This is a genomic window from Pseudomonas sp. SMN5 (genome assembly GCF_052041925.1).
Lineage (GTDB): Bacteria > Pseudomonadota > Gammaproteobacteria > Pseudomonadales > Pseudomonadaceae > Aquipseudomonas.
Window position 1 is genome coordinate 360,853 of record NZ_JBKGGX010000001.1, and the last position, 21,447, is coordinate 382,299.

General features: G+C 62.3%; 12 protein-coding genes. 7 read left to right on the forward strand and 5 right to left on the reverse strand.

From position 1 onward, the window contains the following. Nucleotides 1–366 (reverse strand): hypothetical protein, encoded by a 366-nt coding sequence (locus ACLEJR_RS01500; RefSeq protein ID WP_440811714.1) that lies wholly within the window; start codon nt 364–366, stop codon nt 1–3. Further along, the gene (locus ACLEJR_RS01505) at nt 363–518 is read right to left on the reverse strand and encodes a hypothetical protein (protein WP_440811717.1); all 156 of its coding nucleotides are present in this window, start codon (nt 516–518) and stop codon (nt 363–365) included. Before ACLEJR_RS01505 ends, ACLEJR_RS01500 begins: the two co-directional genes overlap by 4 nt. Here ACLEJR_RS01505 and ACLEJR_RS01510 point away from each other — a divergent pair. After that, nucleotides 517–1,137: a hypothetical protein gene (locus ACLEJR_RS01510; protein WP_440811718.1), complete on the forward strand. Its 621-nt coding sequence runs from the start codon at nt 517–519 to the stop codon at nt 1,135–1,137. The genes ACLEJR_RS01505 and ACLEJR_RS01510 overlap by 2 nt on opposite strands. Nucleotides 1,138–1,155: 18 nt before the next feature. Here ACLEJR_RS01510 and ACLEJR_RS01515 read toward each other — a convergent pair whose 3' ends face one another. Next, nucleotides 1,156–1,458, reverse strand: coding sequence for a hypothetical protein (locus ACLEJR_RS01515; RefSeq protein WP_440792448.1), 303 nt, complete (start codon nt 1,456–1,458; stop codon nt 1,156–1,158). A gap of 324 nt (nt 1,459–1,782) precedes the next feature. Next, nucleotides 1,783–2,154 carry a response regulator transcription factor gene (locus ACLEJR_RS01520; protein WP_440792449.1) on the reverse strand — a complete coding sequence of 124 codons (372 nt, stop codon included), beginning with the start codon at nt 2,152–2,154 and terminating at the stop codon, nt 1,783–1,785. 136 nt (nt 2,155–2,290) lie between these two features. Here ACLEJR_RS01520 and ACLEJR_RS01525 point away from each other — a divergent pair, with 136 nt between their 5' ends. From ACLEJR_RS01525 to ACLEJR_RS01550, 6 genes are all read left to right on the forward strand, one after another. Continuing rightward, the gene (locus tag ACLEJR_RS01525; protein ID WP_440811720.1) at nt 2,291–7,762 is read left to right on the forward strand and encodes a trifunctional serine/threonine-protein kinase/ATP-binding protein/sensor histidine kinase; all 5,472 of its coding nucleotides are present in this window, start codon (nt 2,291–2,293) and stop codon (nt 7,760–7,762) included. A 258-nt stretch (nt 7,763–8,020) separates the two neighbouring features. Continuing rightward, nucleotides 8,021–8,671 carry a response regulator transcription factor gene (locus ACLEJR_RS01530; RefSeq protein ID WP_440792452.1) on the forward strand — a complete coding sequence of 217 codons (651 nt, stop codon included), beginning with the start codon at nt 8,021–8,023 and terminating at the stop codon, nt 8,669–8,671. A 375-nt stretch (nt 8,672–9,046) separates the two neighbouring features. Continuing rightward, a complete protein-coding gene (locus tag ACLEJR_RS01535; protein ID WP_440792454.1) occupies nt 9,047–10,447 on the forward strand; it encodes an amino acid permease in 1,401 nt (466 codons plus the stop codon). Between the two features lie 312 nt (nt 10,448–10,759). After that, nucleotides 10,760–12,481: a type I secretion system permease/ATPase gene (locus ACLEJR_RS01540; RefSeq protein WP_440811723.1), complete on the forward strand. Its 1,722-nt coding sequence runs from the start codon at nt 10,760–10,762 to the stop codon at nt 12,479–12,481. Then, on the forward strand, nt 12,474–13,844 hold the full coding sequence (locus ACLEJR_RS01545; RefSeq protein WP_440811726.1) for an HlyD family type I secretion periplasmic adaptor subunit: 1,371 nt from the start codon (nt 12,474–12,476) through the stop codon (nt 13,842–13,844). Before ACLEJR_RS01540 ends, ACLEJR_RS01545 begins: the two co-directional genes overlap by 8 nt. 2 nt (nt 13,845–13,846) lie before the next feature. Then, on the forward strand, nt 13,847–15,196 hold the full coding sequence (locus ACLEJR_RS01550; RefSeq protein ID WP_440811728.1) for a TolC family outer membrane protein: 1,350 nt from the start codon (nt 13,847–13,849) through the stop codon (nt 15,194–15,196). Nucleotides 15,197–15,626: 430 nt separating this feature from the next. On the opposite strand, the gene ACLEJR_RS01555 is transcribed toward ACLEJR_RS01550, so the two are convergent. After that, nucleotides 15,627–21,242, reverse strand: coding sequence for a putative Ig domain-containing protein (locus ACLEJR_RS01555; protein WP_440811729.1), 5,616 nt, complete (start codon nt 21,240–21,242; stop codon nt 15,627–15,629). Nucleotides 21,243–21,447 lie beyond the last annotated feature (205 nt).

Genomic DNA, 21,447 nt, shown 5'->3' on the forward strand with positions numbered 1-21,447 from the left:
TCAACGTCCCGCTATCGGGTAGTGCTCGATACGACACGGATGCTCGTGTCCATCACCCTTGCAAATCCCATCCAGATACCGGTAGTCGATCCGCACCGACTGGCCTTTTCGAGGCCATTGTCGACGCGGGAGGGTGTTCTGGTAGTCGCTGGTTTCCGGGGTGAAAGTGATCGTCGAGCCTTGCTGCGGACATTGCGTGGCAGGGGATTTCGGGGTGACTTTGAGGATTCGCCCCTGTAACTGCGGGTACGGTTGTTTCAAGACCTCGGCGATCTGTACGTCCAACCGGCAGATCTGCCAGCTCGCGGCGTATACGGGGGAGCACAGTAGGGTGAGCGTCAGGGCGAGCGCTGCATGAGTTTTCATTGCCGGGTGGTCCAGGTCCATGGAGCATGCAGCGTACCAAGACGCGAACGTCTCGTCAGCGTCCGGCTGATCTGATCCTTGGCGTTGTGGTGCACGACAGGATGATGGCACACTGCCAATACCTCATGGGTCAATACAAGGATGTTTATCATGGCCGGTATCCAGGATGTCGCAGCCGCGTTCGGCGAGTTCATGCAATCGTGGCAGCAGGAGCGTCACTACCTGCCGTCATCCATCAGTGCGCTGGGCAATGGCTTCGAGGGATGGTTGAAGTTCGAGTTTTACTTCTGGCTGATCCGCGCCCGCGGTCTGCGCGGCCCCCACGATGGTTGGATGGGCGATGTCGGCGTCGAATACAAGGTGGCGCTGGACCAGCGCTGGTCGCAGATGGACATCGTCACCAAGCAATGCGATCTGTGGATTCGCGACCAGGATGAGCAACGCTTTCACTTCATCGAACTCAAGGCACCTTTTGCCAATGGCAACCAGGGCAAGCTGTTCGAAAGCGCGGCCAGGGACTATTGGTACATGACCCGGCTCAAGGCCCAGGCGGAAAAGGTCGCGACCGGCAGCGTAATCATCCTGGGCGTGAACTTCGAAGAGACGCGCTGGGAAGAACACCTGCAACGGGTTGAGGAATACGCCGGCTACGTCGAACAGTCATCCAAGGCGTCCGGGGTCGTGCCTGGCGTCGACGGGTTGAGGTGGGCGGTGCTGACCATGCATTACCCCCAACTCGGCGAGCAGCCTTTGGCGCAAGTCACCGCATAACCGTTACCTCGCCTCGGGTCAGGCGGTGAAGAGGGCTGTGCGACTGACGCGATAGCGGATATGGCGGTCGAAGTGGTCTTCGGGGTTCTCGTAGCTTTCCAGTACATGCAGATATCCGGCCTGCTCAAGGGCAGTCAGGTCTTCGAGGGACCAGCCGAAGGGAAAGTCCGTGGAGATGTCTTCGCCCTGGCATTCAACCCAGTGATAGACCCCGAATGGAATGTAGCCCAGCCATTCCGATTGATAGTCGATGGTGTCGCAATGGGTCGTCGCCACGGCCGCTTCGATTCTGGCTTTGATGATGCTCTGGCATTCGTTCATGGTGACTCGTTTGTATGCTGCCGGGGCCTGGAATGCCGGGTTGATGGATAGCACTGGCAGAGTGTGCTTGAGGAAAACAGCGCAAACAACACCGCCAGATCCCAACGGGCAAGGCGCATGCAGGATTTGTTGGCACCCGCGGGACTCTGTGGGAGCGAGCCTGCTCGCGATTGCGTGGGTCAGTCGGCGACGACGCTGGTGCTCAGGCGCCATCGTGAGCAAGCAAAGAGGCCTGAGCGTTCCCACTCCCCATCATTGGAGCGCGATCCAGCGCAAGCAAGACCCCTGCGCCACGGGTTCGGTGGTTGTTCAATAACAGCGTTGTTACTGGCACAAGGCGACTTCGATGCAACCGAGCAACCGGTCGGCGTCGCAGGGCTTGGGCAGGCAGGCAACGAGTCTGGGCGTGTGGGTGCCCAGGTCGGGGTAAGCAGTGATGAAGATGGTCGGGATGCAAAGGCCCATCGCACCGAGTTGCTCGTGCAGCTCGATGCCGGTCATGCCCGGCATCTGGATATCCGAAATCAGGCAGTGGGTGACGGCAAGGGCCTCGCTCTGGAGGAATTCCAGGGCGCCACAGTAGGTGCGGACCTGATAACCGCTGGACCGGAGCAAGCTCCTGAGCGCGGCCCGGACCGATTCATCGTCATCGACAACAGCAATGGTTCTGGTCTTGCGTATCTGGGTGTCTGGCATAGGGGTCGCTCGTGGCAGCGCCTGTCGTGACTCCACCATACGCGGTCCGGTAGGGTGCAAAAGTATACGTATGTATAGCGTGCTCAGCCTAAAGGGTTGCGCTAGCGTCGCGGAATGAAATAACGGCGGAAACGACATGCAAATATTATGGGACGACGGTGAGCGTATCTTTTCCCGGCACCTGCGTCCGGGTGCCGGTGGGGATATCGCCGTTCTCATGGCCCGGCCCGCCGGCGAACAACCTCGCCCCGGCTGCCTGGGCCGCCTCGCCCACGAGTTCAGCCTGAAAGATGAGCTGGACAGCGCCTGGTCCGTGCGACCGATCGAGATGCTGCGCGATGGCGCCCAGGTGCAACTGATGCTGGAAGACCCCGGCGGCGTGCCGCTGGTGCAGTTGCTGATCGCGCCCATGGACACCGCGACATTCTTGCGCCTCGCCATCAGTGTTGCCGTGGCATTGGGCAAGTTTCATCAGCGCGGCCTCGTTCATAAAGACATCAAGCCCAGCCATATCCTGGTGAACTGCCCCGATGGACAGGCACGGCTCACCGGTTTTGGCCTGGCCTCGCGCCTGCCACGGGAGCGGCAGGCGCCCGAGACTTTGGAGGGTACGCTGGCCTATATGGCTCCGGAACAGACCGGCCGGATGAACCGCTCGATCGATTCGCGCAGCGACCTCTATTCGTTCGGCGTCACGCTCTACCAGATGTTGACCGGTACGCTGCCATTCACGGCGTCCGACCCCATCGAGTGGGTCCACTGCCATATCGCCCGGACCACCCTGTCGCCCACCGAGCGGATCGGCACCGTTCCTGTGATGCTTTCGCAGATAGTCATGAAGTTGCTCGCCAAGACCGCCGAGGAGCGCTACCAGAGCGCCGCCAGTGTCGAGCATGACCTGCGGCGCTGCCAGGAGGCGTGGCACGCGGCACGTCGGATCGATCCCTTTCCGCCCGGGGAATACGGAGTGTCGGACCGCCTGCTGATCCCCGAGAAACTGTATGGCCGCGAGGCGGAAGTGGCCGCCCTGATCGCGGCGTTCTCGCGCATGGTCGCCAGTAGCGCGCCGGAGCTGGTGCTGGTCACTGGATACTCGGGCATCGGCAAATCCTCGGTGGTCAACGAACTGCACAAGGCACTGGTGCCGTCACGAGGATTGTTTGCCAGCGGCAAGTTCGAGCAGTACCGGCGAGACGTTCCTTATTCGACACTGGTCCAGGCTTTCCAGAGCCTGGTCCGTACGCTGCTGGGCAAGAACGACGCGGAACTGGGTCGCTGGCGGGAGGCGTTGCAGGAGGAGCTGGGCGCCAATGCACGGCTCATGACCGATCTGATCCCGGAACTCAAGCTGATCATTGGCGAGCCGCCGGCGGTCCCGACGCTCGATCCGCAGCAGGAGCAGCGTCGATTCCTGCTGGTGTTCCGACGCTTTATCGGCGTGTTCGCCCGGGAGGAACATCCGCTTGCGCTGTTTCTCGACGACTTGCAATGGCTGGACGCCGCCACCCTCGACCTGCTCGAGGACCTGTTGACGAGCGCCGACGTGCGCCACCTCATGCTGGTCGGTGCCTACCGCAGCAATGAGGTGGATGAGTCGCACCCGCTGACGGGCAAGCTCCGGGCGATCCGCAACGCCGGTGGGAAGGTCAGCGAAATTACCCTCAATCCGCTTGCCAAGGTCCATATCGAGCAGTTGATCAGCGAGGCGCTTCACGACGATCTGTCACGTATCGAACCTCTGGCACAGCTGGTACTGGAGAAGACCGCCGGCAACCCGTTCTTCGTCATCCAGTTCCTCCAGGCTCTCGCCGAAGAGCAACTGCTGGCCTTCGAACATGAGGCGCGCCAGTGGTGGTGGGATCCGGATCGCATCCATGCCAAGGGCTACACCGACAACATCGTGGACCTCATGGTCGGCAAACTGGAGCGCCTGCCGATGGAGACGCAGCAGGCGCTACAACAGCTGGCATGCCTGGGTAACGTCGCCGGGTTCAAGGCGCTTTCTACGGTGCTGGGTATTCCCAAGTCGCAGGTTCGAGCGGTGCTGTGGGAGGCGATCCGCCAGGAACTGGTCGAGCGCCTGGACGGCGCGTATCGGTTTGTCCATGACCGGATCCATGAAGCCGCTTATTCGCTGATCCCTCTGGAGGCGCGTGCCGAGGCGCATTTGCGTATCGGACGGTTGCTTTCAGCGCAGTCGTCTGCGCGCGAGCGCGAGGAAGCGATCTTTGAAATCGTAGGCCAGCTCAATCGCGGTACAACCTTGATGACCGATCCGGTCGAGCGCGAGCAACTGGCGCAGTTGAACCTGATCGCCGGCCGGCGGGCGAAAGCCTCCACTGCTTATGCGTCGGCCCTCAGCTACCTCATCACCGGCATGCAGTTGCTGGATGACGACTACTGGACGCGACGGCATGGGCTGATGTTTGCGTTGGCCTTGAACCGGGCCGAGTGCGAGTTGCTGACCGGACGACTGAGCACCGCCGCCGAATGCCTGACGGCGCTGTCGAGCCGCGCCGTGACCGTGGAGGAGCGGGCCAGCGTGGCGTGCCTGCTGATGGATGTCTACCTGCTGCTGGACCGCAGCGATGGCGCGGTCGCGGTTTGCCTGGATTACCTGCGGCACGTCGGGATCGAGTGGTCGGCCCATCCGAGCGACGACCAGGTGCGTGAGGAGTACGACCGCATCGGCATGCTGCTCGGGGACCGGGCGATCGAAGACCTGATCGATCTGCCCCTCATGAAGGATCCCACGGCGCTGGTGACTCTCAATGCCTTGGGCAAACTGTTCGCTCCAGCGTTGCAGAGTGACGCGAACCTGGCGGATCTGTTGATCTGCAAGGCAGTCAGCCTGAGCCTGGAGCAGGGTAACTGCGACGCGTCCTGTGTGCTCTATGCCAACTTCTTCAGGGTCGCCGGACGCAGGTTCGGTGACTACCAGATGGGGTTCCGGTTCGGCCAGCTCGGCTGTGATCTGGTCGAGCATCGCGGTCTGACCCGGTTTGAGGCCAGTACCTACCTGTGCTTCTCGTGTTTCGTGGTGCGCTGGATGAGACCCGTCGAGCAGTGCGCTGAACTGCTGCGTCGTTCGTTTGCCGCGGCCAACCGAATTGGCGATCTACCGTACGGCGCCTATGCCGGAAACAGCCTGACGTCCGATTCACTGTTCGCCGGCGCGCCGTTGTCCCAGGTGCAGGACGATACTGAACAGGGATGGGTGTATGCCAAGAAGGTGCGTTTCGGCCTGGTGGTGGATTTCATTGCCACGCAGATGATGTTGATCCGAATGCTACGCGGATTGACATCCTCATTTGGATACCTGAATGACGGGGCGGACAATGAACTGGCCGTCGAACGTCACTTATCCAGCAATCCGTCATTGGCGCTGGCTGAGTGTTGGTATTGGGTTCGTAAGTTGCAAGCACGTTACCTGGCCAACGATCCTGAAGCGGCCCTGGAGGCCGCCGCGAAGGCACGGGACCTGCTCTGGGTGGCCCAGGCATTTTTCGAGGAGGCCGAGTTCCACTTCTACGGCGCATTGGCCCGGGCCGCTTGTTGCGAAAGCGTTTCGATGGACGAGCGAGCAGAGTATCTGATCGCGATGAGCGTCGATCACCAGTGGCTACAGACCTGGGCACTACAGTGCCCGGAAAATTTCGCCAGCCGCGCCGCCCTGGTCGGTGCCGAGATCGCCCGGGTCGAAGGCCGCCTCATGGAGGCCGAGACGCTGTATGAGCAAGCCATCGACGCCGCGCAGCAAAGCGGCTTCATCCATATCGAGGCGCTCGCCAATGAACTCGCTGCACGTTTCTACGCGGCGCGCGGGTTCAAGAAAATCGCCCGCGTCTATTTGCAGGACGCACGCTACGGTTATCAACGCTGGGGCGCGGACGGCAAGGTGGCGCAACTGGAAAGCCAACATCCGCTGTTGCGGCCCGAAGAACCGACGCCCGACGCGACGACCACCATGGCCACAGCGGTCGAGCATCTCGATCTGGCGACGGTGCTCAAGGTTTCCCAAGCGGTATCCGGGGAGATCGTGCTGGATAAGCTGATCGACATGGTCATGGGCACGGCGATCGAGCAAGCCGGCGCCGAGCGTGGATTGCTGATCCTGGCCCAAGGCACTGAACTGCGGATCGCGGCGCAGGTGACCACCGCGGGTAACGCTGCGCAACTGCGCGATGCGCCGGTGAGCTCGGCGCTGTTGCCCGAGTCGGTGCTTTATCACGTGCTGCGGACCCGTGAGAGCGTGGTGCTCGATGATGCGCTGGCCGAGACGCCGTTCGCCACCGACCCTTACATCCATCGCCAGCGCGCCCGGTCGATTTTGTGCCTGCCGCTGATGAACCAGGCCAAGTGGGTTGGTGCGCTGTACCTGGAGAACAATCTCGCGGCCCATGTGTTCAGTCCCGGTCGGATCTCGGTGTTGAAGCTGGTGGCCTCGCAAGCCGCCATTTCCCTGGAAAATGCCCGTTTATACCGGGAGGTGGCGGAGCGTGAAGCGAAGATTCGCCGTCTCGTGGATGCCAACATCATCGGGATCATGGTGTGGAATGCCGACGGTCAGATCATCGAGGCCAACGATGCGTTTTTGCGGATGCTGGGCTACGAACGCGCTGATCTCGCTCGCGGCGGCCTGCGCTGGCGGGACCTGACCGTACCGGCGTATCTGGAGCTCAGCGAGCGCTCACTGGGCCAGGCGCTGTTGACCGGTCGGGCGCGTCCATACGAGAAGGAGTATTTCAAGAAAGATGGCAGTCGCTTGCCGGTGATCGTGGGCTTGGCGACGTTCGAAGCCGGTGCCCCGGAAGGGGTGGCTTTCGTGCTGGACCTGACCGAGCGTAGGCAGGCTGAAGAAAAAATCCGCGAAAGCGAACAGCGTTACCGCGAGGTACAGGCCGAACTGGCCCATGCCAATCGGGTCGCGACCATGGGCCAGCTGGTGGCTTCGATTGCCCATGAAGTCAACCAGCCGATTGCCGCGTCCATCCTCAACGCCAATGCCGCGCTGCGCTGGTTGAATGCGCAACCGCCCGAGATCGATGAGGTACGGCAAGTGCTGGGGCGGCTTATCGTCGATGCCAACCGTGCGGCGGATGTGCTCGGGCGGATCCGGGGGCACATTCGCAAGGCGCCGCCGCAGAAGGGGCCGGTGGACATCAACGCCGCCATTGACGAAATGATTGAGTTCACCCGTGGCCAGATCATCAAGAGCGGCGCCGCGATACAGACCCGGCTCGCCCACGGCTTGCCCTTCGTCGTCGGCGACCGGGTGGAGCTGCAACAGGTGCTGCTCAATCTGATCATGAACGCACTGGAGGCCATGACCGCAGTCAGCGAAGGTGAACGGCAATTACTGGTCTGCGCGGCGCTCGATCCCACAGGTTGCGTGATGGTGAGTGTGAGTGATTCAGGCCCGGGCTTCGCCTCGCAAAGCACCGACCTGGTGTTTACTTCGTTCTATACCACCAAACCCACCGGCCTGGGGCTGGGCCTGTCGATCTGCCGCTCGATCATCGAGGCCCACGGCGGAATTCTGCGGGCTGCCCCCAACCAACCGCGTGGCGCGACGGTGCAGTTCACCTTGCCTGTTGTTGGGGATTGAACTGTGGCGCGTGCCATTCCATAGGCCCACCGCCGGACCTGTGGGGGCGAGCCTGCTCGCGCTAGAGCCGGGCCAGCCGCCAGCGTTACTGCCTGAGCTACAGCTTCCGGGTTTTGCCTGCATTGCCTATGGCAACGGCTGGAGCCTTGGCTGATTGCGCAGTTGTCGTATGCAGACACGGGTAGCGCTGTCGGCTGGCAAAACGAAGCGCTGTGTTACACTTTTTTCCTTCCATGATTTGCCGAATAAGGACCGTGCATGAACAGCAATTCCTCCTCCCATGAGCCGGGCAGCAAGGGGCCTGTGGTGTTTGTGGTGGATGACGATGCGTCCATGCGCGATGCGTTGAGTAATCTGCTGCGCTCGGTCGGGATCCGCGTCGAGACGTTCGGGTCCACCACGGAGTTTCTCCGGCAACCGAAGAGCGATTGCGCCAGTTGTCTGGTCCTCGATGTAAGGCTTCAAGGCGTCAGCGGCCTGGACTTTCAGAGCCAGCTGGCGGAGTCCGATTCCAACATTCCGATCATTTTCATCACCGGGCATGGCGACATCGAGATGTCGGTCAAGGCGATGAAAGCCGGGGCCGTGGATTTCCTGGCCAAGCCATTCCGCGAACAGGACCTGCTCGACGCCGTGACGGCGGCGCTCCAGGCCGATGTCAGGCGCCGGGAGGTCGCGCAGCGATCTTCCGACCTGCACGCCCGTTACCAGGCCCTGACGGTCCGGGAAAAAGAGGTGATGGCCTTGGCCGCGGCAGGCCTGATGAACAAACAGATTGCCGGGCAGATGAACCTGAGCGAAATCACTGTGAAGATCCATCGTGCCCATGCCATGAAGAAAATGCAGGCCAGATCCTTCGCCGACCTGGTGCGAATGGCGCAGGCGCTAGGAGCGGTGCAGGGGCTTTAAGCCAGCCACCCATCCCTCTCACACCCACCCCAGATCCCTGTGGGAGCGAGCTTGCTCGCGATCACGGTGGGTCAGTCACCTTCGACGCTAGCTGGCCTGACGCCATCGCGAGCAGGCTCGCTTCCTCAGCCGATCGTTGTTGTTCCATCAAACCCATCCCATAGCCCAATCGGCGAGATCAGGCATCGAGGTGGCGTTTTCAGGTAACTGCTTTTGCCGCGAAGGCAGGTAACGTGACGCAACTTTTTCCGCCGTACGCGTGTTCCCGAGGGAATCGAACCACCGCCAAAGACCGCTTTCAGGAGAAGCGGGGCATTGACACAGCAGCCACTGTCCCTCGGCGTGCCTTACTGTCACCACAAGAGAATAAGAACAATGACAAGCCCGACCTTCAAGGATTCGAACGGCCATCTGGCACAGGGCTTCAAGCCTCGTCATGTGACCATGCTGTCCATCGCCGGGATCATCGGCGCCGGTCTGTTCGTCGGCTCCGGACATGCCATTGCGGCCGCCGGCCCTGCGGTCTTGCTGGCCTACCTGTTCTCAGGCCTGCTGGTGGTCCTGGTCATGCGGATGCTCGGGGAAATGGCCGTCGCCAACCCGGACACCGGCTCCTTTTCCACTTACGCCGACCAGGCCATCGGACGCTGGGCAGGCTTCACCATCGGCTGGCTCTACTGGTGGTTCTGGGTGCTGGTCATCCCCATCGAGGCCCTGGCCGCCGGCCATGTATTGAACCAGTGGTTTCCCTCGGTCGATGCCTGGATATTTGCCTCGGCTTCCATCGTTCTGCTGGCCGTGACCAACCTGTTCAGCGTCTCCAAATACGGTGAGTTCGAGTTCTGGTTCGCGATGGCCAAGGTCGTGGCGATCATCGGTTTCATCGGCCTGGGCTTCGCCGTATTGATGGGCTGGATTCCCGAACGCGAAGCCAGCGGTCTGAGCCGGCTGATGGAGCAATACGGCGGGTTCGCGCCCAATGGCCTGTCGGCAGTCGTCGGTGCCTTCATCACTATCATGTTCAGTTTCATTGGCACCGAGGCGGTGACGATCGCGGCGGCCGAGTCGGATAATCCTGCGCAGAACATCGCCAAGGCGACGCGCTCGGTGATCTGGCGAATCGGCGTGTTCTACCTGCTGTCGATCTTTGTCGTCATCTCGGTGGTGCCCTGGAACGATCCGCTCCTGGCCTCGGTGGGCTCCTACCAGCGCGCGCTGGAGCTGATGAACATTCCCCACGCCAAGTTCATGGTGGATGTGGTGGTGCTGATCGCCGTCGCCAGTTGCATGAACTCTTCGATCTACATCGCTTCGCGCATGCTCTATTCGTTAGGCCGCCGTGGCGATGCGCCGAAAGCATTGAAAGCGACTTCGGCGGTGGGCGTGCCAAGGGCCGCAGTCGTCGCCAGCACCGTGCTGGGTGCCGGCATCACCTTGTTCAGTTACTTCATGCCGGCGGGGTTGTTCCAGTTCCTGCTTGCCAGCTCCGGCGCCATCGCGCTGTTGGTGTACCTGGTGATTGCGATCTCCCAACTGCGCATGCGCCGGATGCTGAAGCGCCAGAACATCGAACTGACCTTTCGCATGTGGTTGTTCCCCTGGCTCACCTGGCTGGTGATCGTGTTCATATCCGCGGCGCTGGCGGTGATGATGGTCACGCCCGAACACCGCAGCGAAGTCAGTTCGACCCTTGGCCTGGCCCTGGCGATTTCGTTCATCGGCCTGGTGACGTCGCGTCATCCGCCGCAGGCCAAGAGTGCGGTTTCCCTCGGATAGTCATCGCCATTCTCAACGGGTTGGCGTCACCTTGCTGGCGCCAACAACTCAACGGACAGGCCCATTCCAGGCCGAAAAAGCGCCGCGCTTCGAGCGCGGCGCTTCCACTTGTCACCCATCCGCAAACCCAACCCGTCGAACCGGCACTATCGCGCAGTCGCGTGGTCTTAATGGGCGCCTGTAGCGACGAGGATCGTCTCTGATAGCGGCACGTCAGGCTACGTTCAAAGTTACCTCCGATGCCTCAAGGCAAAAAGCTCGCGATGGATTGCGTCTTGGACCGACTATTCCTATTTTTGCGGGCGACATTTCATGGGTTTGCTACTTGATCCGCGTCACGATATCGATGCCGCTTTATTGAGTTATCGCCGGGTGTTCTGGTCGCTGGCGCTGTTCAGCGGTGTGATCAATTTGCTGGTACTGGTGCCGTCGTTGTACATGATGCAGGTGTACGACCGCGTGCTGACCAGTCGCAACGAAACCACCTTGTTCATGCTCACTTTGATCGCCCTGGGACTGTTCATGTTCAGCGCACTGATCGAGTGGGTGCGTGGCGAGGTGATGATCCGCATGAGCGCCGGGCTGGACGAGGCCCTGGGCGAGCGGATTTTCGACGCTGCATTTGCCCGCAGCCTGCGCGAGCACAACGCCAACCCGGCACAGGTTCTTACCGACCTGGCGACGCTGCGACAGTTGATCACCGGCCAGGGTCTGATTGCCTTGCTCGACGCACCGTGGCTGCCGATCTTCCTGTTGGTGGCGTTCATCTTTCACCCGTGGTTCGGCGTGCTGACGCTGGTCCTGGCCCTGGTGCTGGTCGGCCTGGCGCTGTGGGGCGAGCTGGCGACGCGCACGCGCCTGGGGGAAGCCAATCGGCTGGGCGTGCAGTCGGCAACCTATGTCAACAGCACCTTGCAAAACGCTGAAGTGATCCAGGCCCTGGGCATGCTGGGGCCGTTGCGCCAGCGCTGGAGCCTGTTGCAGCAGCGCATCATCGCCGCCCAGGCGCACGCCAGCGATCGCGGTGCGCGAATCTCGTCGGCTACCCGGTTCGTGCGCATCTCCGGCCAATCGTTGTCCCTGGGCCTGGGGGCGTTGCTGGTGCTGGAGGGCCAGTTGTCGGCGGGCATGATGATCGCGATGTCGCTGCTGCTGGGACGGGCCCTGGCGCCGGTGGAAATTGCTATCGGCTCATGGAAGCAATTCAATTCCGGCCGCCAGAGCTATCAACGCTTGAGCCAGTTGCTTGCCCAGCACCCACGTGACCGGCTGCGCATGCCGTTGCCGCCGCCTACCGGCGCGGTGCGTCTGGAACAGCTGTACGTCGGCCCGCCCGGCGCCACACAACCGATTCTGCGCGCAATCAACTTCAGCCTCATCAAAGGCGATGTACTGGCGGTGGTCGGCCCCAGCGCCAGCGGCAAGTCGACATTAGCCCGTGCGCTGGTCGGTATATGGCCGGCCATGGGCGGGTCGGTGCGTCTGGATGACGCCGAGATCAGCCAATGGTCCCACGATGCATTGGGGCCGCACCTGGGCTACCTACCGCAGGACATCGAACTGTTCGACGGTAGCGTCGCCGACAATATCGCCCGATTCGGGGAACAGGACGCCGACAAGATCATCGCCGCCGGGCGCCAGGCCGGCATCCACGAAATGATCCTGCGTTTTCCCAAAGGCTACGACACGCCGCTGGGCCCTGGCGGGCTGGGGCTGTCCGGCGGACAGAAGCAGCGCCTCGGCCTGGCCCGCGCACTTTACGGATGCCCGTCGCTGGTCGTGCTCGATGAGCCCAACTCCAACCTCGATGAAGCGGGCGAGCTGGCGCTGGTCCAGGCGATCAACGCGCTCAAGGCCGCTGGCAGCACCGTAGTGCTGATCACCCATCGGCCCAGTGTGCTGGCGGTGGTCGATCACATCCTGGTGCTCAAGGACGGAGCGCAGCAAGCCTTTGGTCCTCGCGACCGAGTGCTCAAGGCCTTGATGCCGGGGCCAAGACCGACGGCGGTCAGGGAGGCCGGCAAAGATGCGTGATCTGACGCCCGGAACCCAGGCCTTCACCGAGCAAGGGTTGAGTGTACGCAATACCACGATGCTGCCCGGCGCCAGTACCGACGCCAGTGGGGCGGCCCGTTATGGCGTGGGTTTTCTGGTGCTCGCCTTGGGCGGCTTCCTGCTTTGGGCCTGCCTTGCGCCGCTCGACCAGGGCGTCGTCGGCAGCGGCACGGTGGTGGTGGCGGGTGAGCGCAAGGCGGTGCAATCGCTGGTCGGCGGGGTAGTTGAACAACTGTTGGTCAGCGATGGCGACCGGGTCACCCAGGGCCAGTTGCTGGTGCAGCTCAATACCGTGCAGGCGCAGTCACAACTGGATGTGACCCTGGGTAAACTGCTCAATGATCGCGCCATTGAAGCGCGATTGATCGCCGAGCGCCTGGGCAGTGACGAAATTCAATGGCCCGCTGAATTGCTGGAGCGTGCCGACGAGCCGCGGGTGAAGGCGGCCATGGCCTTGCAAAGCCAGTTGTTTCTATCGCGCCGGGCGGAATTGGGCAGTCGTTTGCAGATCATCGAGCATGAGGTCGCAGCGTTGCAGCAGCAGTTGCAAGGCTATGAAGGCGTCAAGCGCAACTACGATGCGCAGATGCGTTTCCAGCAGCAGGAGCTCGAGGGCCTGCGGGACCTGGCTCGCGAAGGTTATGTTCCGCGCAACAAACTGTTCGAGGCCGAACGCAACGCGGCGCAACTGGCGGGGCAGATCGCTTCGGGTGTCGGCGATGTCGGCCGGACCCGCCAGGCCATCAACGAAAGTCGGCTCAAGGCGTTGCAGGCGCAGCAGGAGTTTCGCCGCGATGCCGAGACCCAACTCAGCGAAGTCTCCGCCGAGGCGGCAGGCTACGCCGATCAGATTCGCGCCTTGCAGTTCGAGGTGGACAATGGCGCCATCCGCGCTCCAGCGTCCGGGCAGGTCATGGATGTCAGCATTCACACCGTCGGCGGTGTGGTACAGGCCGGCCAGACCCTGATGCAGGTGGTGCCGCTGGATGCACCAATGGCGATCACCGCGCGTTTCGAGCCGTTGATGGCAAACAAATTGCGCCCGGGACTGCCGGTCCACGTGCATTTCACCGCCCTGCAACGGGTGGATACGCCGACGGTCACAGGAACCGTGACCACGGTCTCGGCGGACCAACTGATCAACGAGCAGACCCACCAGCCGTACTTCTCGGCCAAGGTCGAGATTCCTGTCGAGACCGTTGCTTCGTTGCAGAGCGCCGGGCTGTGGGTACGTCCAGGCATGCTCGCGGACGTGACAGTGGTGACGGGTGAGCGGACCTTGATGAATTACCTGATGAAACCCTTGCGCGAACGCTTGCTGGCGGCCTTCAAGGAGGAGTGAGCATGACTGACCGTAATCGTTACCGTGGGCGAATGCTGCTGGGCTTGTACACCGGTTGGGTGGCGATCAGCCCAGTGTGGGCCGGGGACGGCGGTTTGAGCCTGACCGAGGCGTACGACGCCTCGCGTCTCAACGACCCGACCGTGCAAACCGCTGCCCATGCGTTTGATGCGTCGAAGCAGGAAGAGGCCATAGGCCGGGGTGGACTTTATCCTCAGGTGTCGCTGACGTCCCGCTACGGTTATGGCGGGCGTACCGATGGCGGCGACGACCAGAGCTACGTCAACAGCAATGATTACCAGGCCAACAGCGTCACACTGGCGGCGCAGCAACCGCTGTATGACAAGGGGCGCTGGGCGGCGTATCAGGAGGGCAAGGCACGGGGACAACTGGGCATCCAGGTGTTCGACGTGGCGGGGCAGACGTTGTACGACCGGGTCGCCAAAGGCTACTTCGAGGTGGCCCGGGCCGAGAACGAGATCAAGCTCATTGCCCAGCAAAAAGCCGCGATCAATGGGCTGGTCATCCAGAGTAAGAAACTCTATCAGGGCGGCCAGGGCGCGATCACCGATATCGATGAGGCCCAGGCGCGCCTCGATCTGGTGGAGGCCCAGGAAGCCGAAGCCCAGGCTCGTCGCGTGGCGGCGCTGCGAGCGTTGTCAGGACGGGCCAGCGTACCGATCGACGACATCCTGCCGATGCGTGAGGAACTGGCCGCCGGCAGCCCGATCCCGCCGGAGCAGGACTTGCCGTACTGGACAGCGATTGCCCGTGACGCCAGCCCCGAACTGGCGGCGCGGTTGGCAGCGGTGAAAGTCGCCGAGGCCCAGGCCGACAGCCAGCGCGCCGGGCATTATCCGACCCTGTCGCTGACCACCCAGCTGACCCGCCGGGAAACCCGTCAGTACCAGGAGCTCGATCCGCGTCAGGATACCTATTACGTCGGCGTGCAGTTGGACATCCCGCTGTATCGCGGCGGTGCGGTACGGGCCTCGGTGGCAAAGGCCGAAGCGCAACTGGCCGGCGCTCAGTCTGACTACGACGTGCAGCGGCAACAGTTGGCCGAGGACATCGAAGCCGATTACCTGGGGGTCGTCGCCGGGTTTGCCAAGAGCAAGGCGATGCAACGGGCGGTGGAGTCCAACCAGCGCGCGCTGACGTCGACCGAGAAGGGCTTCCAGGGTGGCGTGCGTTCGACGGTGGATATCCTGGATGCCCAACAGCGGGTATTCCAGGCCCGTCGAGACCTGCTCAACACCAAGCTCGACATGCTCCAGAGTTATGTGAGCCTGCACACCCACACCGGCCAGATGAACCGCGCGGTGCTGGAGCAGGTGCAGCGTTTGTTTTGAGAGCGGATGCAGCAAATCATCTTTGGATAACGCCCATCCCCGTGGCGAGGGAGCTTGCTCCCGCCGGGCCGCGAAGCGGACCCAAACCCCAGACAGACCAGGTTCATCACTTCACGGCTGCTGCGCAGCCGAGCGGGAGCAAGCTCCCTCGCCACAGTGGATCTGTGTTGTTCCACCGATCTCGTTTCCACCACCGAACCCCTGTGGGAGCGAGCTTGCTCGCGATAGCGGTGGGTCAGCGGTCATCGTGGTTGGATGTGCCGCCGTCATCGCGAGCAGGCTCGCTCCCACAGTGGATCTGTGTTGTGCCACCAATCTTGTTTCCACCACAGAAACCCGGTGGGAGCGAGCTTGCTCGCGATAGCGGTGGATCAGCGGGCATCGTGGTTGGATGTGCTGGCGCTATCGTGGGCAAGCCCGTTCCCGTATATCAGGCGGTGAAGTCGCTGGCGTGCAGCTCCTTGACGCCGACCAGTTCGAATTCGAACTCGGGGGTGGCGTCGGCGTTGGTGCTGCCGTAGAGGATGCCGTCGGCGAAGCGCAGTTGGCCGGTGGCGTTGGTGGGGTCGAAGGCGTTGCTGCCGATGAAGGTGAAGGCCTCGATCGTGGCGGTCAGTGGGTTGGCATCCAGGCCGGTGAGGTCCAGGTGGTCGCCTTCGGTGGTCTTGAAGCCGTTGATCACGTCGCGCAGGGCCCCGACACCCATCTCCGACAACGAATTGAACACATAGGTGTCTGCGCCCGTGCCGCCGGTGAGATTGTCGGTGCCTGCGCCGCCGATCAATCGATCGTCCCCCGAACCGCCTACCAGCGTATCGTTGCCCGCGCCACCGTTCAGAATGTTCGCCGCGCTGTTGCCCAACAACGTATCGGCATAGGCACTGCCGGTCAGGTTCTCGATGAACTTCAAGGTGTCGAGCCCGGAACCCACGGTGTTCTGTTGTGCGGATGTCGACAGATTGGCAGTGACACCAGACAGCGCCCGCTCGAAGGACACGGTATCGTTGCCGTCGCGCCCGTCCAGCACGTTGTTGCCGGCACCGGCGAACAGGATGTTATCCAGCGCGTTGCCCGTGCCGTTGGCCGCATCGGCGCTGTCGATATACAGGTTCTCGACATTGCTGCCCAGGGTATAGGCCGCCAGGCTGCTGTGGACGCTGTCGATCCCGCCCGGCAGCGCATTGGCGTTGGTCTCGATCACCGTGTCATCGACGTTGTCGACGTAGTAGGTGTCGTTGCCATCGCCGCCGCTCATGCTGTCGGCCCCGGCGGCGCCATCGAGCACGTTGTGGGCGGCATTGCCGGTGATGAAGTTGCGCCGCTCATTACCGGTGCCGTCGATTTCCGACACACCGGTGAGCACCAGGTTTTCCAGGTTGGCGCCCAGGGTCCAGCTGACCGAGGCTTGCACCGTATCGATCTGCGAGGCCGAGGTGTTGCTTTCCACCACGCTATCGAAGGCGTTGTCGACCACATAGATATCGTTGCCATCGCCGCCGGTCATGGTGTCGGCACCCAGGTCGCCATTAATGGTGTCGTTGCCCGAACTGCCCACCAGGGTGTCCGCCTGGTCGGTGCCGACGATCATCCCGCCTTCGTTATGGGCGTCGTCGAAAATGTCCTGCACGCTGTTGTTGTCGTTGGGATTGCCCTGGAAGCCCAGGTCATCGGCGATGTAATCCGCCAGGCGCTGGCCGACGATTTCCGCCGACTCTTCGTGCAGGTGCCAGACGTCATCCGGATACACCAGCGGATCGACTTCGTACCGCAGGGGCAGATCGGTGTAATCCACCGCCAGTTTGACGTCGGCGCGTTCGGCGGCGATGGCTTCCTGGGCGGCGCGGACATAACCGACACCTTCCACAATCGCGGCAATCTTTTCCTGCGAATAACCTCGGGCCAGGGCCGCATCCTGTTCGTAGTGACCGGTCTCCATCAAGTACACATTGAAATTGCCGAACTGGGCGTGAAGGTAGTCGAACACCTTCAGAGTCGCCGCCTTGTAGGCCGCTGCGGCCGCGGCCTTGTCGGTGGAACGGGCGATCTCCTGGGCGGCTTCCTCGCCCTGGCCCCAGATGATGCCCATGGTGACATTGTCGATGGCCTTGAGCTCAGTGAGCTGATCGCGCAGCAGCGCCTCGGCCCGCAACAGCGCCGGCCCCGGCTGGTTGGTATCGCTCAGCCACCAGCACAACTTCAGTTCCTCGGCGCCCAGGGTCGACAGACCGTTGACCGTACTGCCGCCGACCGCAATGTCGATGCCATTGCCATCGGCATCGGTGAACTGGCTGCGTACGTCATAGGGGGTGTAGCGGTCCAGGTCGTTGACCAGCATCGAGGTGCCGGACTGATTGTCATCCTCGGTCATGCGCAGCAGGCGCGCATTGGACTGGCCCAGGGTGGGCAGGTAGAGAATGTCCTGCTGGGCGCGCTCGCCGAATACGAAGTCGCTGGCGGTGAGGGTGTTGAGGTAGTTGCCGTTGAGGGCGATTTCAAAGCGATTGCCATCGGCGTCGGCTTCGGCGGACTTGACGTAGGTCTTGTCGCCGGCCTCGTTCAGCGTCATGTACAGCGTGCCGTTGTTGCCGTCGCCCAGGCCGATGAAGCCCAGGGCCGATACATCGATCTTGTCCACGCCCACGGTGAAGTCATAGATCGTGTCGGTGGCGGTGACGCCGCCGGTGTCGTAGTCACGGAAGCTGTCCTGCAAGTTGCTGTAGCGGAAGGTGTCGGCACCGTCTCCGCCGTACAGCGAGTCGCGCCCGGCGCCACCGTCGACCGTGTCGGCTCCGGTGCCGGCCTTGATCGTGTCGTTGCCGCCGAGGCCGAGAATCAGGTCCGCGCCGGTGGTGCCGTTGAGGGTTTCGGCGTTGTTGGTGCCGGTGATGGTGTTGGCGGGCGCATCGGCCACTGTCAGGGCGAAGCTGTCGCTGACCGACGCTCCGGATGGGTCGGTGGCCTTGACCAATACGTTGTAGTTACCCGCCGCAGTGCTGGTCGGCGTGCCGGAGAACGTCAGGTTGCTCGCGTTGAAACTTAGCCAGGCCGGCAGAGCGCTGCCGTCGGCCAGGGTGGCGGTGTAGGTCAGGACATCCTGGTTGGCGTCGGTGAAGCTGTCGTGGGTCACCGTGTAGCTGAACGGCGTGCGTTCTGTGGCACTCTGGTCGAGCAAGGGGATGACGACTACCGGCGCTATGTTGCTCGGCGTGTTCTGGTCGGCGAACACGAAATGGCTGGCCGTCAGGCTGTTCAGCAGGTTGCCCGCCATGGACACCTCGAAGCGATTACCGTTGGCGTCGACGGTGAGGTCCTTGAGGTAGGTCCGGTTGGTTGTCGCGCTGTAGGTCACCTGCAGTGTGCCGTTGAGCCCGTTGCCCAGGCCGATGTAGCCGAGGGCCGAGACGTCGATCTTGTCGGCCGCCACGTCGAAGTCGAGGATCTGGTCGCTGACGCTGGTGGAACCAGTTCGGTAGCTGTCGAGCTTGGAGGTGTAGCGGAACACATCCGCGCCTGTGCCGCCGGTGAGCTTGTCCACCCCGGTGCCGCCGACCAGGATGTCATTGCCGGCGCCGCCGTCAAGTGTGTCGTTGCCGGCGCCACCGAACAGTTGCTCGTTGGCGGCGGTGCCGGTCAGTGTGTCGTTGTTCGGCGTGCCGTTGATCACCGTCGGCGAGGCAGGCACGTCCTTTACCGCCAGGGTGAATGCGTCGCTGACCGTGGCATTGCTGCCGTCGGTGGCGGTGACCTGGATGGAATAGGTGCCGGACGCCGTGTCGCTGGGCGTGCCACTGAACGTGCGAGTGGCGGCATCGAACTTCAACCAGTCGGGCAGGGCGCTGCCGTCGGCCAACCTGGCGCTGTAGCTAAGTCTGTCGTTATCCGGATCGCTGAAACTGGTGGCCGGCACGACGTAGCTGAACGGCGTGTTCTCGGTGGCGGTCTGATCCAGCAGCGGCGTCGCCACCACGGGCGCGTGATTGGTTGGTGAGGTGGTGGCGAAGACGAAATTGGCGCTGGTCAACTTGTCGAGGAAGTTGCCGTCCAGCGCCACTTCGAAGCGGTTGCCGTTGGCATCGGCCTCCAGGGACTTGATGTAGGTCTTGGTCCCTGCGCTGTTGAGCACCAGGTAAACGGTGTTGTTCTTGCCATCGCCCAGCCCGGTGAAGCCCAGGGCCGAGAGGTCGATCTTGTCGGCACTGATATCGAAGTCGGTGATCAGGTCGCCCAGGTTGGCGCCGCCGGTGTTGTAGTTGCGGTAACTGTCCAAGCGGTCGGAGAACACAAAGGTGTCGGCCCCGGCACCGCCGGTGAGGGTGTCCATGCCGGCACCACCGTCGAGCTTGTCGTCGCCGCCGCCGCCGCTGAGGCTGTCGTTACCCGCCAGGCCCAGCAGGGTGTCGGCTGAATCACTGCCCAGCAATGAATCGCTGGCGCTGGTGCCGGTGATGACCCGGTTGAAGATGAAGTTGCTGGCGGTCAGGGTGCTGGCGAGGTTGCCGGTGAGGATCAGTTCGAAGCGATTGCCGCTGGCGTCGGCATCGTAATCCTTGATGTAGGTGCGGTTGTTGCTGGCGCTGTAGCTGACCTGCAAGGTGCCGCCACGGCCGTTGCCCAGGCCGGTGAAGCCCAGGCCGGCGAGGTCGATCTTGTCCTGGGTGACGTCGAAGTCGGTGATGATGTCGTCGAAACTGGAGGTTGCGTTGCGGTAACTGTCGGACTGGGCGACGAAGCGGAAGGTATCGGCGCCGGTGCCGCCGGTGAGTTTATCGACGCCCGCACCGCCCACCAGAATGTCGCTGCCGGCGGCACCATTGATGGTGTCGTTACCGGCGCCGCCGTAGAAAATCTCGCTGGCGACGCTGCCCAGCAGGGTATCGTTGCCCGCTGTCCCTTGCACGGTGGTCATCGGCACCGTGGCGCTGACGTAGCTGCCATCGCCATAGATCAGCGTGGCGCCTTTGCTGGTGTGGCTGATGGTATTGGCAATGATCGCGTTGCGGTCGGTGCCGTCCTCGTTGCGCTCGGCCACGCCGTAGGTCGACAAGGTGCTGCCACTGATGGTGTTGCCCTGGATGGTGTTGTCGCTGCCGTTGAAGTATTTGCCGGAGACGCCCTGCGTGTCGTCGTAGGACTGGATGATGATTTCCGGTACGGGGTTGGCCAGGGAGTTGTTGTTGAGCGTGTTGTCGATGATCTCGACGTGGTTGCTGCCGTAGATGCGGATCCCGGCGCTGGCGTTGTCATGGATATCCACGCCGCTGACGTCGACCTCGCTGGACATCTTGATCAGCACGCCCTCGGCGCCGTTGCCATAGACCTCGCCGCCGGTGATGGTGATGTTGCTGGGCGAGGGGATGTTCTCGCTGCCGCGCTGGACCACGATGCCGTTGCCGCCGTTGTTGTAGGCGACATTATTGGTAAGGGTGAAGTCGTGGGTACTGGTCACCACGTTGAAGCCGTGCCGGTCGTTGTCGTAGGCAACGTTGTTTTCGAAGGTGCTGTCGCTGAGGAAGTCGGCCACGAAGCCATCCAGGCCATTGCCGTGGGACACGCTGTTCTTGATGACCATGTTGACGGTCTGTTCGTGGGGGTCGAAGCCGTACCCGGAGCAGTCCTTGATCTCGACGCTGTCGATGGTGACGTTGGAATCGTAGCCTTCCTCGCCAGGAATATAGCCATTGAACCAGCCGTCGATCTTGCCGGTGGTGTGGTCGCGGTTGCCGTCGATGGTGAGGTTGCTGATGCCGAAGTCGTGGGTTTCCTCGCCATAGGCCGAGCGAATGACCCCGGTGATCTTGGTGTCGGAGCCGTCGGCCACCTTGACCGTGGTCTGGCCCATGCCATCGCCGTACAGATAGACATTGCTCTTGAGCATCACGCAGCCGTCTGAAGGTTCCTCGCCGCCGGACACGATGTAGGTGCCTGCCGGCATATACACCTGTCCACCGCCGGCGGCCGCTGCCGCATCGATTGCTTTCTGAATGGCCGCCGTGTCGTCAGTAACGCCATCTCCTTTGGCGCCAAAATTTTGTACATTGAAAATCATGAGCTTATCTCCGTATCAGGCTAAAAACCTCGGTAGATGCCAATATTCCATCGGCGACCACCGTGTTAAGACCCAACGGAACGCAAAAGTTGTGACCGCATATCGGCAAAGCGTCAAAAAACCGCATTACCGGATCAACGGTAGGGAACTGCAAAGCGAAGCTGTAACGTTCTCTTGACGCTTTTTGAATTTCACCATCGCCCCC

Coding starts and splice junctions, on each gene's coding strand:
- ACLEJR_RS01550 (WP_440811728.1), top strand. CDS start 13,847: ATGACTGACCGTAATCGTTACCGTGGGCGAATGCTGCTGGGCTTGTAC.
- ACLEJR_RS01500 (WP_440811714.1), bottom strand. CDS start 366: ATGAAAACTCATGCAGCGCTCGCCCTGACGCTCACCCTACTGTGCTCC.
- ACLEJR_RS01510 (WP_440811718.1), top strand. CDS start 517: ATGGCCGGTATCCAGGATGTCGCAGCCGCGTTCGGCGAGTTCATGCAA.
- ACLEJR_RS01525 (WP_440811720.1), top strand. CDS start 2,291: ATGCAAATATTATGGGACGACGGTGAGCGTATCTTTTCCCGGCACCTG.
- ACLEJR_RS01535 (WP_440792454.1), top strand. CDS start 9,047: ATGACAAGCCCGACCTTCAAGGATTCGAACGGCCATCTGGCACAGGGC.
- ACLEJR_RS01515 (WP_440792448.1), bottom strand. CDS start 1,458: ATGAACGAATGCCAGAGCATCATCAAAGCCAGAATCGAAGCGGCCGTG.
- ACLEJR_RS01530 (WP_440792452.1), top strand. CDS start 8,021: ATGAACAGCAATTCCTCCTCCCATGAGCCGGGCAGCAAGGGGCCTGTG.
- ACLEJR_RS01555 (WP_440811729.1), bottom strand. CDS start 21,242: ATGATTTTCAATGTACAAAATTTTGGCGCCAAAGGAGATGGCGTTACT.
- ACLEJR_RS01545 (WP_440811726.1), top strand. CDS start 12,474: ATGCGTGATCTGACGCCCGGAACCCAGGCCTTCACCGAGCAAGGGTTG.
- ACLEJR_RS01505 (WP_440811717.1), bottom strand. CDS start 518: ATGATAAACATCCTTGTATTGACCCATGAGGTATTGGCAGTGTGCCAT.
- ACLEJR_RS01520 (WP_440792449.1), bottom strand. CDS start 2,154: ATGCCAGACACCCAGATACGCAAGACCAGAACCATTGCTGTTGTCGAT.
- ACLEJR_RS01540 (WP_440811723.1), top strand. CDS start 10,760: ATGGGTTTGCTACTTGATCCGCGTCACGATATCGATGCCGCTTTATTG.